Annotated in this window: 16 protein-coding genes; 12 read left to right on the forward strand and 4 right to left on the reverse strand. The window is 72.9% G+C overall.

Features of this window, described 5'->3' with window-relative positions:
- The first annotated feature begins 3 nt into the window (after positions 1 to 3).
- Positions 4 to 672, forward strand: a complete 669-nt coding sequence (locus DEJ22_RS01275; protein WP_111228478.1) for a pentapeptide repeat-containing protein — start codon at positions 4 to 6, stop codon at positions 670 to 672.
- Here DEJ22_RS01275 and DEJ22_RS01280 read toward each other — a convergent pair.
- Positions 657 to 1,646, reverse strand: a complete 990-nt coding sequence (locus DEJ22_RS01280) for an NAD(P)/FAD-dependent oxidoreductase (protein WP_111228479.1) — start codon at positions 1,644 to 1,646, stop codon at positions 657 to 659. The genes DEJ22_RS01275 and DEJ22_RS01280 overlap by 16 nt on opposite strands.
- 66 nt (positions 1,647 to 1,712) lie before the next feature.
- Here DEJ22_RS01280 and DEJ22_RS01285 point away from each other — a divergent pair, with 66 nt between their 5' ends.
- On the forward strand, positions 1,713 to 2,321 hold the full coding sequence (locus DEJ22_RS01285; RefSeq protein ID WP_111228480.1) for a helix-turn-helix domain-containing protein: 609 nt from the start codon (positions 1,713 to 1,715) through the stop codon (positions 2,319 to 2,321).
- A gap of 18 nt (positions 2,322 to 2,339) precedes the next feature.
- On the opposite strand, the gene DEJ22_RS01290 is transcribed toward DEJ22_RS01285, so the two are convergent.
- Together DEJ22_RS01290 and DEJ22_RS01295 are read right to left on the reverse strand one after the other, a co-directional pair.
- Positions 2,340 to 3,014: a hypothetical protein gene (locus DEJ22_RS01290; RefSeq protein WP_111228481.1), complete on the reverse strand. Its 675-nt coding sequence runs from the start codon at positions 3,012 to 3,014 to the stop codon at positions 2,340 to 2,342.
- Positions 3,015 to 3,093: 79 nt separating this feature from the next.
- On the reverse strand, positions 3,094 to 3,894 hold the full coding sequence (locus DEJ22_RS01295; protein WP_111228510.1) for a glycosyltransferase family 2 protein: 801 nt from the start codon (positions 3,892 to 3,894) through the stop codon (positions 3,094 to 3,096).
- Between the two features lie 168 nt (positions 3,895 to 4,062).
- On the opposite strand from DEJ22_RS01295, the gene DEJ22_RS01300 reads away from it, so the two are divergent.
- From DEJ22_RS01300 to DEJ22_RS01340, 9 genes are all read left to right on the forward strand, one after another.
- Positions 4,063 to 4,923, forward strand: coding sequence for a hypothetical protein (locus DEJ22_RS01300; protein ID WP_111228482.1), 861 nt, complete (start codon positions 4,063 to 4,065; stop codon positions 4,921 to 4,923).
- Positions 4,920 to 5,363 (forward strand): phage holin family protein, encoded by a 444-nt coding sequence (locus DEJ22_RS01305; RefSeq protein ID WP_111228483.1) that lies wholly within the window; start codon positions 4,920 to 4,922, stop codon positions 5,361 to 5,363. Before DEJ22_RS01300 ends, DEJ22_RS01305 begins: the two co-directional genes overlap by 4 nt.
- The gene (locus DEJ22_RS01310) at positions 5,360 to 5,965 is read left to right on the forward strand and encodes a DUF3618 domain-containing protein (RefSeq protein ID WP_111228484.1); all 606 of its coding nucleotides are present in this window, start codon (positions 5,360 to 5,362) and stop codon (positions 5,963 to 5,965) included. The genes DEJ22_RS01305 and DEJ22_RS01310 overlap by 4 nt, the downstream gene beginning before the upstream one ends.
- An 83-nt stretch (positions 5,966 to 6,048) precedes the next feature.
- Positions 6,049 to 6,474, forward strand: a complete 426-nt coding sequence (locus DEJ22_RS01315; RefSeq protein WP_111228485.1) for a MarR family winged helix-turn-helix transcriptional regulator — start codon at positions 6,049 to 6,051, stop codon at positions 6,472 to 6,474.
- Between the two features lie 28 nt (positions 6,475 to 6,502).
- Positions 6,503 to 7,144: an MBL fold metallo-hydrolase gene (locus DEJ22_RS01320; RefSeq protein WP_111228486.1), complete on the forward strand. Its 642-nt coding sequence runs from the start codon at positions 6,503 to 6,505 to the stop codon at positions 7,142 to 7,144.
- Positions 7,145 to 7,179: 35 nt separating this feature from the next.
- Positions 7,180 to 7,860 (forward strand): HAD family hydrolase, encoded by a 681-nt coding sequence (locus DEJ22_RS01325; protein ID WP_111228487.1) that lies wholly within the window; start codon positions 7,180 to 7,182, stop codon positions 7,858 to 7,860.
- Positions 7,861 to 7,949: 89 nt separating this feature from the next.
- On the forward strand, positions 7,950 to 8,432 hold the full coding sequence (locus tag DEJ22_RS01330) for a GNAT family N-acetyltransferase (protein WP_258379747.1): 483 nt from the start codon (positions 7,950 to 7,952) through the stop codon (positions 8,430 to 8,432).
- 47 nt (positions 8,433 to 8,479) lie between these two features.
- Complete coding sequence (locus tag DEJ22_RS01335) at positions 8,480 to 9,103, forward strand: TetR/AcrR family transcriptional regulator (RefSeq protein WP_258379748.1); 624 nt, start codon at positions 8,480 to 8,482, stop codon at positions 9,101 to 9,103.
- Positions 9,100 to 10,815 (forward strand): MDR family MFS transporter, encoded by a 1,716-nt coding sequence (locus DEJ22_RS01340; protein WP_111228489.1) that lies wholly within the window; start codon positions 9,100 to 9,102, stop codon positions 10,813 to 10,815. Before DEJ22_RS01335 ends, DEJ22_RS01340 begins: the two co-directional genes overlap by 4 nt.
- 296 nt (positions 10,816 to 11,111) lie before the next feature.
- Here DEJ22_RS01340 and DEJ22_RS01345 read toward each other — a convergent pair whose 3' ends face one another.
- Entirely contained in the window at positions 11,112 to 12,119 is a 1,008-nt protein-coding gene (locus tag DEJ22_RS01345) for a LacI family DNA-binding transcriptional regulator (RefSeq protein WP_258379749.1), read from the reverse strand.
- Positions 12,120 to 12,350: 231 nt separating this feature from the next.
- On the opposite strand from DEJ22_RS01345, the gene uriH reads away from it, so the two are divergent.
- A complete protein-coding gene (gene uriH / locus DEJ22_RS01350) occupies positions 12,351 to 13,379 on the forward strand; it encodes a uridine-preferring nucleoside hydrolase UriH (protein WP_111228490.1) in 1,029 nt (342 codons plus the stop codon).

Consider the following 13,379-nt stretch of genomic DNA (forward strand, 5'->3'; position numbering starts at 1 on the left):
CGCATGGCACGCTCCTCGACCGGTACCGCCGCCCCACGCATCTCCCCGATCGACCCGCGGGACCTCGACGACTGGACGCCAGCGCCCGGCGACGTCCTGACCGGCGATCGGATCGAGGGCAAGCGCATCGACGTGTTCGACGTCGCCGGCGAACGGCTGCCCGATCTCGAGCTCGAGGAGTGTGTCGTCGACACGCTGCGGGCGGACGGTGCCGACCTGCGCGGGCTGCGCATCCGCGGCTCGGTCGTCGAGGCGCTCGACGCCCCGGTGCTCCGCGCGTCGAGCAGCGCCTGGCGCGAGGTCAGGATCGCGGGCGGCCGGGTCGGCTCCGCCGAGCTGTACGACGCGACGCTGAACGGCGTCGAGTTCGTCGGCATGAAGCTCGGGTTCCTCGACCTGCGCGGGTCGACGCTCACCGACGTGGTGTTCCGCGACTGCGTGGTCGACGAGCTCGACATCGCCGACGCCCGGCTGCTCCGGATCGCGTTCGACGGCACCCGGATCCGTTCCGCCGAGGGCACGAACACCCGCATCGAGCACGTGGACCTGCGCACCGCCGACCTGGACCGGGTGGAGCGGCTCGAGGGGTTCCGCGGGGCGACGATCGGCGCCGACCAGCTCTTCGCCCTCGCGCCGCTCCTGGCAGCACAGGCGGGCTACCGCGTGGACTGACCGGCGGGCTCGGCCGCGGCGGCCAGCGCCGCCGCGATGTCGGCCTGCACGAGGTCCCCGTGCACCGCGGCGCCGGCCTGCGCCCCCGCCGCCGCCGACGCGATGACGGTGGCCATCGGCGACGTCACGTTGCCGGCGGCGTACACCCCGCGGACGCCCGTCTGCCCGACCGCGTCGACGGTGAGCCCACCGCCGAACCGGAACCCGTTCACGACGACGTCCTCCGCCCGCAGCCCGAGCCCCTCGAGGAACCCGACGCGCGGCTCCACCGTGCTCGCGGCCGCCAGCGCGTCGAGCGGGACGACCTGCCCCGAGCCGAGCTCGACGCCGGTCAGGACGCCGTCCGACGAGAGCACCCGGGTCACGGGACCATCGACGGCCTCGATGCCACGGGACCGGAAACCGGCGATCACGGTGTCGTCGACCAACGCTGGGTCGGTGACGAAGGCGGTCACCCGATCGCTCAGCGCACGGAACATCTGTGCGTGGTGCGCCCCGTTCGGCGTCGTGACGAGGACACCGATGCGGCCGTCACGGACCTCCCACCCGTGGCAGAACGGGCAGTGCACGACACCGCGCCCCCACTGCTCGGCGAGTCCCGGCACGTCCGGCAGCACGTCGACGGTGCCGGAGGCGACGACCAACCGTCGCGACGTGACGACCGCACCGGAGTCGAGGGTGACCGAGAAGCCGACCGGGTCGGCACCGGTGCCCTCGGTGACGGACGTGGCCACGACCCTCCCGGCCGTGACCTCGACGCCGTACGCGGCGACCTCGTCGCGGCCGATGCGGGTGAGCTCCGCGGGGGCGACGCCCTCGCGCCCGAGGTAGTTGTGGGCGCCCTCGGCGGGCGCGTTCCGGGGCTCGCCCGCGTCGACGACGAGGACGGAGCGCCGCGACCGCCCGAGGATGAGCGCGGCGGACAGGCCGGCGGCCGAGCCGCCGATGACGATGACGTCGTAGTGATCACGCATGACCGCATCATGGCCAGGATGCAGCATCCGCGGCAACGAAGCTTGCTGATGTGGCAACATGGCCGCATGGTGCACGGCCGGGAGGAACGGATCACCCCACCGACGACGGCGCAGGTCGTCGACGCGGTCGGCCCACGGCTGCGGTCACTTCGGGAGCGACGGCAGGTCACGCTCGCGGCGCTCGCCGCCGAGACCGGCATCTCGGTGTCGACCCTCTCGCGCCTCGAGTCCGGGCAGCGTCGACCGACACTCGAGCTGCTGCTGCCCCTCGCCCGGGCGTACCAGGTGCCGCTCGACGACCTCGTCGGCGCACCCCAGACGGGCGACCCGCGCGTCCACCTCAAGCCCGAGCGGCACGGCGGCCGGGTGGTGATCCCGCTGACGAAGCGCACCGGGGGTGTGCGCTCGTTCAAGCAGCTCATCCCGCCGATGCCGGCGAACAGCGACCGCAGTCTCAAGACGCACGAGGGCTACGAGTGGCTCTACGTGCTGTCCGGGCGACTGCGCCTGCTGCTCGGCGACCGGGACTTCGACCTCGGGCCGGGCGAGGTCGTCGAGTTCGACACGCACACCCCGCACTGGGTCGGCAACACGACGGACGAGGTCACCGAGGTGCTCTGCCTGTACGGGCCGCAGGGCGAGCGGGCGCACGTGCGGTCACGACCGACCGGCTGAGCCGAGGCCGGGCGAGGGTCAGCCGAACACGTTCCCGACGACGTCGTCGAGCAGTCCCTCCGTCGGCACGTTCGACTGGGTGATCCGGATGCCGATGCCGCCGCGGGTGAAGTAGGTGTCCCCGTCGGTGACCGGGTACTGCGGGTTCTGGCTGACCTTCTGGCACCGGTACCCGTCGTCGACGGACGAGCAGTCGAAGCCGGACAGCCCCCGGAGGGCCGCCAGCGCGCGGTCCGGGTCGACGGTCTCGATCTGGATGGTGAGGTTCGTGACGTCCGCCTGCGGATCGCGCCAGACGCAGTACAGCCGCTGGCCGCCGGACTGCAGTGCCGGTGTCAGGGCGGTGCGGGGGACCTCGAGGTCGCCGACGGCGGCGGGGTCGTTCAGAGCCACCTCGTCGATGTACCCGAATGCACCCGGCGTCACCACGTCCTCGCAGGTCGCCGGCACGGTGCCCGTCGCGGAGACCGGCGTGGTGTCCGGCCCCGGCGTCGACGTGCTCGTCGCGTCGGCACCGGGGGACCGTTCCGGCGTCGCGCTCCCGGTCGCCGTCGGTCCCGCCGAGGGTGCGGTCGTGCTCGCGGTCGGGACCGCGTCGACACGGTCGTCACCGGTGCAGCCGGACAGTGTGAGCGCGAGGCTCACGCCGAGTCCGATCGTCGTGAGCAGTGTCGTGGTGCGGGCTGGCCGCATGGTCCCCCCTCGTGCGTGTGATCGGGCGTCCGGCCCGCACACGCACCGTCGATCGTAGTCCCGGATGCGGTACGACCGCTCAGCGGCGGCGCGCCCAGGGCGGCGGCGTCCGGGTCGTCGCGGCCGGCGCGGACGTGGCGCCTGTCCGCGCCCCGAGCGCCACGCGCGCACGCCGTGCCCACCGCCGCACCGGGTTCGCCCGTCGACCGTTGACCCGGAAGGTGTGGAAGGCGCGCCGGGTCCGCTGGGCGACGGACGCCGCACCGGACAACGGACGCGCGGACACCTCGACGGTGAGTGCGCGGTCGACCAGGACGCGCCAGGCGGGATCGAGCTGCATCGACAGGTCGACGTCGTCGTGCACCTCGGGGTCGTCGCGGTGCACCCGGTCGCGGACCGCCGTCCAGGTGTCCCGCCACATCGCCGTCGCCGACCCGAACAGCGGCGGGCGGCCGAGCGCCGACCACACGAGCACGAAGTACGGCCCCATGTAGAGCCCGTCCCACACGCGGCGCAGGACCCGGCCGCCCTCGCTCGGACGGCCCGGGCCGGTGACCGCCACGACGCCCGGCGTCCCGAGCAGGCGCACCGCCTCGGCGACCCAACCGGGCGGTGGGACGGTGTCGGCGTCGAGCCGTGCGATGACGTCCCCTGAGGCGTGGTCGTACCCGCGCGCCGAGGCCCGGGCGATGCCGCGCACCGGTTCGTGCAGCACGACCGCGCCCGAGGCCCGGGCGACGTCGGCGCTGCCGTCCCTGCTGCCGTTGTCGACGACGACCACCTCGGCGACCGGGTGCGTCTGCGCCGCCAGTGCGTCGAGGCACCTCGCCAGGTGCTCGGCGTCGTCGAGCACGGGGACGACGACGGAGACCTTCGGCACGCTGCCGATCCTGCCGGAGCCGCGCTGGGCGGACGGTCGGCCCGCGCTCCGTGGACCGACGGACCGCGCACGACGGCGTTCCTGGGACGCAGCGCAGCCACCGTCGCGCACGGTCGTCTCCAACGCGACGGGTGCCGTACCCGTCGTGACCGAACCGGAAGGCCGACCATGACCACGAACCCACCCGGGAACGACTCCGGGACGCCCATCCACGACCGCACCGCGGCTGCCGAGGGACACGAGGTGCACCCGGGCGTGACCGTGCCGTCCTTCGCCAGCGGCGTGCCGGCCGCGCGCCACGAGGACTCCGCCGACGACCGCGCGTTCGACGACGTGCTGCGCCCCGAGGGGTTCGACGACGTCGAGCCGCTCGACGCACTGCCGGCCGACGAGCAGCTGCCCGCGACCCCCTCGGCCGCCGGCGCCTCGGCCCCGCTGACCGACACGACCACGAGCACCTCCGCCGGGTACGTCCCGACCGCCGGCAGCGCCGGCGGCAGCAGCACCGGTGACGGCGGTGGCAAGGCCGACGCCGCCAAGGGCGCCGCGCAGGACGTCGCCGGCGACGCGAAGGACAAGGCCGCGAACGTCGCCGGCACCGCCAAGGAGCAGGCGTCGAACGTCGCCTCCGAGGCGACCGAGCACGCCAAGCAGCTCTACTCGCAGGCCAGCGACACGCTCAAGGAGCAGGCCGCCGGCCAGCAGGAGCGCGCCGCCGGTGGTCTCCGCACCCTCGGCGAGCAGCTCAGCCGCATGGCCGACAAGGACGACGAGCAGGGCCTCGCCGCGAAGGTCGTCCGCGACCTGTCGCAGCGCGCCGGGTCCGCCGCCGGGTACCTCGAGAACCGCGACCCGGGTTCGCTCCTCGACGAGGTCAAGTCCTTCGCCGCCCGCAAGCCCGGCACCTTCATCGCGCTCGCCGCGGGTGCCGGGATCCTCGCCGGACGCCTGACCAAGGCGCTCGCGACCGAGATCAAGCACGAGAAGGAAGCCGACGGCCCGTCGACGGGGACCGGGAGCGGCGTATGAGCCACTCGGTTCCCGGCGCGACGCCGCTGGGTGAGCCGACGCCCGAGGAACGCGCCGCCACGACCCCGCTCGGTGAGCTGCTCTCCGACGTCTCGCGGGACCTGTCGAGCCTGTTCCGCCAGGAGGTCGCGCTCGCCAAGGCCGAGCTGACCGAGTCCGCGAAGAAGGCGGGCAAGGCGGGCGGCATGTTCGGCGGCGCCGGCCTGACGGCACTGTTCGCCCTGCTGTTCCTGTCGATCGCCGCGTGGTGGGGCCTCGGCTACCTCATCGGCAACGCCTGGTCCGCCGTCGTGATCGCGGTCGTCTACGGGATCGTCGCCGCGATCCTCGCCGTCCGCGGGCGCAAGGAGATCAAGGAGATCCAGGGCGCCCCGCAGACGGTCGAGACCGTGAAGGAAGTCCCAGAAGCACTCAAGCCCAACACCGGGAGGAAGCCATGAGCACCCCAGACGAGATCCGCGCCGACATCGAGCGCACCCGCGGGACCCTCGGTTCCGACGTCGACGCCCTGGCCGACAAGGTCAACCCGTCGTCGATCGCCCACCGCCAGACCGACAAGGTCAAGACGCGGTTCCAGAACGCACGCGAGTCCGTGATGGGTGCTGCGGGCAGTGCCCGTGACTCCGTCATGGGTGCCGCCGACTCGGCCCGCTCGAGCGTCTCGGGTTCGGCGTCGGGAGCGACCGACCAGGCGAAGGACGTCGCGCACAAGGGCGTCCAGAAGGCGAAGGGCAACCCGCTCGCCGTGGGCCTCATCGCCTTCGGTGCCGGGTGGCTCGCCTCGTCGCTCATCCCCACCTCCGACAAGGAGGAGGAGCTCGCCGGGGAGCTCAAGGACAAGGCGGCGCCCCTCGTCGAGGACGTGAAGTCCCAGGCGAAGGACGTCGGCTCGCAGCTGGGCGACGTGGCGAAGGAGCACGCGCAGGACCTCAAGGGGACCGCGCAGGACGCCGCGCAGACCGTCAAGGACGAGGCGCAGGGCGCCGCGTCCGACGTGCAGGACCACGCGAAGAGCGCTGCGGACGACGTGCGCAGCAGCTGACGTCACCACCTGACGGACGGGAGGCGCGGTGCCGGCTGGGCACCGCGCCTCCCGTCCGTCGTGTGCCACGGTAGCGTCGGGGGATGGACCCGATCGACGAGCTGGCCGCGGACCTCCGGCAGGCCGTCGGACGCCTGGTGCGCGCAGCGCGTCGCGAGGCGGACGCACTGCCGGCCACCCACACCGCGACGCTCGGGTTCCTCCACCGTGAGGGCCCGATGACCATCGCGGACCTCGCACGTCGTCGCGGGGTGAAGCACCAGGGGCAGTCCCGCACGGTCGGTGAGCTCGCGGACCTCGGGTACGTCGAGCGGACGACCTCCGAGGCCGACCGTCGGGTCGCGGTCATCGGGATCACGACGGCCGGGCAGGCGGTGCTGCAGCGGGACATGGACGCGCGCGCCGACTGGCTGGCGACCGCGATCCGCGAGGAGCTCGACGACGACGAGCGTGCGCTCCTGCGGCGGCTGCCGGACGTCCTCGAACGGCTCGCCCGTCTCGCGGGCTGATCTACAACACTGTTGTACAGTTGTCAGCATGGAGCTGACGAAGTACAACCACGCCACGGTCGTCCTCGAACAGGACGGCACGACCCTGGTCATCGACCCGGGGGTCTTCACGCCCGAGTCCGCCGACCTGGTCCGCACGGCCACCGCCGTCCTCGTCACGCACGAGCACCCCGACCACCTCGACGCCGACGCCGTCCGTGCCGGGCTCGACGCGAACCCCGACCTGGTCGTCCGCGCGCCGCAGGCCGTCGTCGACCAGCTCGGCGAGCACGACGGTCGCGTGGTCGCGGTGTCCGCCGGTGACACGTTCTCCGTCGGACCCGTCCCCGTCCGCGTCTTCGGCGAGGAGCACGCGGTCATCCACCGCGACCTGCCGACCATCGCGAACGTCGGCTACCTCGTCGACGACGCGGTGTTCCACCCGGGCGACGCGTACCTCGTCCCCGGCGTGCCCGTTCGGCTGCTGCTCGTGCCGACGAGCGGTCCCTGGGCGAAGACGGGCGAGGGGGTCGACTACGTCCGCGCCGTCGCCCCGGAGCGTGCCGTGCAGATCCACGAGCTGCTCCTCAGCGAGGTCGGGCAGCAGTCGAACGTGCAGATGCTCGGTACGGACGGTCTCGGCGGGGTGCCGGTGTCGATCCTGCCGGTGGGGCAGTCCGTCACGGTCTGAACCGACGCACGCGATCGGGGGAGCACGCTGGACGGATGGCTGACGCTCCCTCGACCGCTGTCCTCTTCGACATCGACGGCACCCTCGCCGACTCGAACTACGCGCACGTCGACGCGTGGTGGCGAGCGTTCCGTGCCGCCGGCGAGTCCGTCGACGCGTGGCGCGTCCACCGGGCGATCGGGATGGACTCCGGTCGTCTGCTCGAGGAGCTCCTCCCCGACGCCTCCGACGAGGTCCGCGACACCACGAAGCAGTACCACACTGCGTTCTACTCCGAGCACATGCCGCAGCTGCGGCTGCTGCCCGGGGCGCGCGAGCTGCTCGAGGCGGTGGCGGGCGCCGGGCACGCAGTCGTGCTGGCGACGAGCGCCCCGCAGAACGAGCTCGACCGGCTGCTGGAGCTCCTCGATGCCGAGCCGTGGATCACCGCGGTCACGAGCGGCGAGGACGTCGAGCAGGCCAAGCCGTCGCCCGCCATCGTCGAGGTCGCCCTCGAGAAGGTCGGCGTCGCGGCGGACCGGGCCGTGATGATCGGCGACGCGATGTGGGACGTGGAGTCGTCGGGCAAGGTCGGGCTGCCGTGCGTCGGGGTGATGACCGGCGGGATCGGCGGCGACGAGCTCCGGGGTGCGGGTGCCGCGGCGGTGTACGACGACGCCGCTGGCGCGCTCGCGGCGTTCCGGGCCGGCGAGGGGCCGATCGCCGCGCTGGCCTGAGCGCTGCGGTGACGCGGCCGCGGCCGTGCTGTCTCGTGGCCGCGGCCGCGCGGCCGCGCGGTCGTGCGGTCGTGCCAGGATGGATGATCGTGATCACGATCGAGCGCGTTGCCTGGGAGGACCCCCGCGGTGTGGCCCTCCGCGCCACCATGGACGACGAGATGCACGAGCGCTACGGCGACGGGCACGCTGGCGAGGACCCGGCGGTCACGGCCGAGCGGGACCGCGTCCTGACGGTCGACCCGGCGACCGTGATCACCTCGCTGCTCGCGATCGACGAGGACGGCACGGCCCTGGGGCACATCGCCGTCCGGCGCCTCGGTGACGAGGTCGAGCTGAAGCGCCTCATCGTCCTCGCCGCCGCCCGCGGCAAGGGGGCCGCCACGGCGCTGCTGTCCGAGGGGGAACAGGTCGCGCGTGAGGCCGGTGCCGCACGGGTCATCCTGCAGACCGGTGACAAGCAGCCCGAGGCCGTCGCGCTCTACCGCAAGACCGGGTGGCAGCAGATCGACGTGTACGAGCCGTACGCGGCGACCATGCCGTGGTCGTTCTGCTTCGCGAAGGCGCTGTAACCGGTCCTCCTGTTGCACTCTCAGCAGCAGAGTGCAATTCTTGCTCGGTGAGCACCACCGAACGCACCCGCGCGCTCCGACGACGCATGGTCGTCGAGGCACGGCGGGCGACGATCGAGCACGGCCTGCACGGGTTCACGATCGAGCAGCTCTGCGAGACCGTCGGCGTCTCCCGCCGGACGTTCTTCAACCACTTCGCGTCGAAGGACGACGCCGTGCTCGGCATCGAGCAGGGCGCGACCGAGGAGATGCTCGGCGCCTACGCGTCGGGCGCGCTCGTACCGGACGACCTCGACCCGCTCGGGTCCGTGGTCGCGCTGGCGATCGAGCAGGTGCACGTCGCCGGCGTCGACCGTGCCGACGAGGCACTCGTCCGCCGGGTGTTCGAGCGCGAGCCGGCGATGGTGGCGAAGTTCCTCGCCGCCGTCGACGTGCAGCTGGCCGCCGTCGGTCAGGCCGTGCGGGAGCGCTTCGGCTGGACCGACCCGGACGACCGTCGCGCGCAGCTCGTCACCGAGGCCGCGGCGGGCCTGCTCAAGGTCACCGCCGGCGAGTTCTTCGACGACGCGTTCGACGAGACGACCGGGCCGACGTTCGTCGCCCTGCTCACCGAGAACCTCCGCCAGCTCAGGGCGGCCATCACCACCACCGGACAGGACCACACGGCATGAGCGCCACCACGCAGGGCACGAGGCGTGCCCGACCCGGATCCGACGGGCCGCTGCTCCTGACGCAGCGCCGCATCTGGATCATCTTCTCCGCCCTGATCGCGGGGATGCTGCTGTCGAGCCTCGACCAGACCATCGTCTCGACCGCCATGCCGACCATCGTCGGCGAGCTCGGCGGCGTCGCGCACCAGGCGTGGATCACCACCGGCTACCTGCTCGCATCGACGATCGTCATGCCGATCTACGGCAAGTTCGGCGACGTCATCGGCCGCCGGACGCTGTTCCTCGTCGCGATCGCCCTGTTCACGCTCGCGTCGCTCGGCTGTGCGCTGTCCACCGACTTCTGGCAGTTCGTGGTGTTCCGCGCGCTCCAGGGCCTCGGCGGCGGCGGGCTCATGATCCTGTCGCAGGCGATCATCGCCGACATCGTCCCGGCGTCCGAACGCGGCAAGTACCTCGGCCCGCTCGGTGCGATCTTCGGGCTGTCGGCCGTCGGCGGCCCGCTCCTCGGCGGCTTCTTCGTCGACCACATGACCTGGAACTGGGCGTTCTGGATCAACATCCCGGTCGGCATCGCGGCCTTCGCGGTGGCCTGGTTCGCACTGACGCTGCCGAGCAAGAAGGCCACGAAGCGGATCGACGTGCTCGGCGTCGCCCTGCTCTCGGCGACGACGGCGTGCCTGGTCTTCTTCACCGAGTTCGGCGGCAACCGGCAGCACGGCTGGGGTGCCCTCGAGACCTGGGCATGGGGCGCCGGGTTCCTCGTCGCGGCCGCGCTCTTCGTGTTCGTCGAGTCGCGGGCGCAGGACCCGATCATCCCGCTGTCGTTCTTCCGCAACCGCACGTTCGTCCTCGCGACGGGCATCGGCTTCGTGCTCGGCATCGGCATGTTCGCGGCGATCGCGTTCGTCCCGACCTTCCTCCAGATGTCCTCGGGCACCTCGGCCGCGGTGTCCGGGCTGCTCATGCTCCCGATGATGGCGGGCCTCATGGGCACGTCGATCGCGTCTGGTATCGCGATCACGAAGACGGGGAAGTACCGGATGTTCCCGGTCGTCGGCACGATCGTGGTCGGCCTGGCGATGCTCGGCATGACCACGCTCGCCGCGAGCACCCCGATCTGGCTGATCTGCGTCTACCTGTTCGTCTTCGGCGCCGGGCTCGGCCTCATCATGCAGGTCGTCGTCCTCGTGGCGCAGAACGCCGTGCCCCCGCAGGAGGTCGGCACCGCCACCTCGACGAACAACTACTTCCGCGAGGTCGGGGCCTCGCTCGGTGTCGCCGTGTTCGGCGCGCTCTTCACCTCGCGCCTGACCGACTCGCTCACCGGGGTCTTCACCGACGCGGGCGTCCCGGCCTCCCAGGCTGCCTCGAGCAGCGCGAGCATCGACCCGAGCGCGCTCGCGAAGCTCCCGGAAGCACTGCAGGACGGCATCGTCAACGCGTACGCCGACTCCCTCGCGCCGGTGTTCTGGTACCTGCTGCCCTTCATCGCGGCGGCCCTGGTGCTCGCGCTCTTCCTGCCGCAGATGCAGCTGGCCGACGTGGCCGGCATGGTCGCTCGTGGCGAGGCGGTCGGCGGTGCCGAGGCCGACGAGCTCGAGCGTGCGCAGCGAGCTGACCGAGGCGACCGTGGCGCGACTCCGGCGTCGCCGACCGCCGCGGGCGAGACGGTCGAGGCCGAGGCGTCGGCGAGGCGGGACACCTCCGCCTGAGCGGCTGCGCTGCGCGCCGGGACGCCGGCGACGGTGCGAGACGCCCTGAGCTGGCGAGACGCCCTGCGTTGAGCGAGACGCCCCGAGACGGCGAGACGCCCCCGGGAACGGGGGCGTCTCGCCGTCTCAGCGGCGTCTCGTCGAGACACCGGCGTCCCGCGGCGCCGGCTGACGCGGAGCGAGTGGTGCGCGAGTGGTGTGCGGAAGCGACAGTGCGCAGGCGCCGGGAGGGGCCGCACTGTCGCTTTCGCGGAGTGATCGCGCCGCCGGCGGCGTGCCGCCCGCAAGCGCTCGCTTCAGCCGCCGGTGCTCGCCCGGGTGACCAGCCGCGCCGGCAGCTCCACGGGCTCCACCGCGGTGCCGTCGATCGTCGCCAGGAGGCGCTGGGCGGCGGTGCGCCCGAGCTCGGCTCCCGGCAGTGCGACGCTCGTCAGTGCCGGCGCCGTGACCGACGACGACGGCAGGTCGTCGAAGCCCGCGACCGCCAGGTCCTCCGGCACCCGGAGTCCCATCGCGCCCGCGACCCGCAGCACGCCGTACGCGAGGGTGTCCGCTGCCGCGACGACCGCGGTGACGCCGTCCTCGTGCCACGCCTCGATCGCGTGCTCGGTCGCCAGCGCCGCCGCGTCGACCGTCAGGTCCGCGCGGGCGCCGAGCTCCGAGACGGTGATGCCCGCTGCGGCACAGGCCTCGTCGAACATCCGGTGGCGGATGCCGAACGTGGCGACCCGTGCGGTGCCGTCGAGGTAGGCGACGCGTCCGTGCCCGCGATCCCGCAGGTGGGCGACGAGTGCGTCGATGCCCGGAGCGAGGTCGTAGTCGACGGCGGTCGTGCCCGCGGCCGCGTCGGGTGCGTCGAGCAGCACGACCGGCACGCTCGCGTCCATCGACTCGCCCGCGGCCGGGGCGTCGACCAGGATCCCCGCCGGCCGCAGGCGCTCGAAGCGCCGGAGGTCTGCGGTCGTGGGCTGCGCGCCGCGCTCCGTCACGGAGAGCACGAGCTGGAACCGGTCGCCGAGGGTGTCCCGCACGCCGCGGATCACCTCGGCGAAGAACGGGTTCGACAGGTCGGGGGCGATGAGCACGACGAGGTCGCCGGTCCCGCGCGCCAGGGAGCTCGCCGCGTGGTCGACGACGTAGCCGAGGGCGTCGACGGCCTCGCGCACCCGGTCGGCGATCGGCGGGGACACCCGCCCACGGTCCTTCCCGTTCACGACGAGGGAGACCGTGGCGATGCTCGTCCCCGCACGCTCGGCCACCATCGCGGCGGTCACGCGACGGCCGTGAGCGGCTGGGGATGGCACCCGTCGAGCCTAGCGACCGAGCGCGCACCGGTTCGGCTGAGGACCGCTCGGAGTTGACGTCAAGCGTTTGACGTGTTCTGATGTCAAACGCTTGACGCGCCGCACTGGAGTTGGTTCCTCCACAGCGCGGACCCCACCGCGTCGAGCACATACCTCCGTCCGGCACTGCCGGACACGGCGGGCTGCGAGCGGCCCGCCGACGCCGATCCCCGACGAAGTGGAGCGCCCAAGGTGCCCGATGCAACGACGCAGAAGATCATCCTCGACTGCGACCCCGGCCACGACGACGCCGTCGCCATCCTGCTGGCGCACGGCAACCCGACGATCGAGCTCCTGGCGGTGACGACCGTCGTCGGCAACCAGACCCTGCCGAAGGTCACCCGCAACGCCCTCGCGGTCGCACGCATCGCCGGGATCACCGGGGTGCCCTTCGCCGCGGGCGCCGACCGGCCGCTGCTGCGCGAGATCGAGGTCGCCCCGGAGATCCACGGCGAGAGCGGCCTGGACGGGCCGATGCTCCCCGAGCCGTCCTTCGGTCTCGACGAGCGCCACGCCGTCGACCTCATCATCGACACGGTCATGGCGCACGAGCCCGGCACCGTGACGATCGTGCCGACCGCCGGTCTGACGAACATCGCCCTCGCCGTCCGCAAGGAGCCGCGCATCGTCGAGCGCGTGAAGCAGGTCGTCCTCATGGGCGGCGGCGTGCACGTCGGCAACTGGAGCCCGGTCGCCGAGTTCAACATCGTCATCGACCCCGAGGCGGCCGACGTCGTCTTCCGCGCCGGGTGGGACGTCGTCATGGTCGGCCTCGACCTCACCCACCAGGCCCTCGCGACCCCCGAGGTCGCCGCGCGCATCGCCGCCGTCGGCACCGGTCCGGCCGCGTTCGTCGGGGAACTGCTCGACTTCTTCGGCAAGGCGTACGAGGACGCCCAGGGCTTCGACGCCCCGCCCGTGCACGACCCGTGCGCCGTCGCGTACGTCATCGACCCGACCATCGTCCGCGCGGTCAGGATGCCGATCGCGATCGAGACGACCGGCACCCACACGCTGGGCATGACCGTCGCCGACCTCCGTGGCCCTGCGCCGGAGGACTGCCGCACGAGTGCCGCGATGGAGCTCGACCACGAGCGCTTCTGGGACCTCGTCGTCGACGCCCTCGAGCGCATCGGCGAGACGCCCGACACGGGCTGGTCCCCGCGTGCCGCAGCGCAGGCCGTCGAGTCCGCCGACACGACCGTCACCCCGGAGGCCTGA

The sequence above is a fragment of the Curtobacterium sp. MCSS17_007 genome, from assembly GCF_003234175.2.
Taxonomy (GTDB): domain Bacteria; phylum Actinomycetota; class Actinomycetes; order Actinomycetales; family Microbacteriaceae; genus Curtobacterium.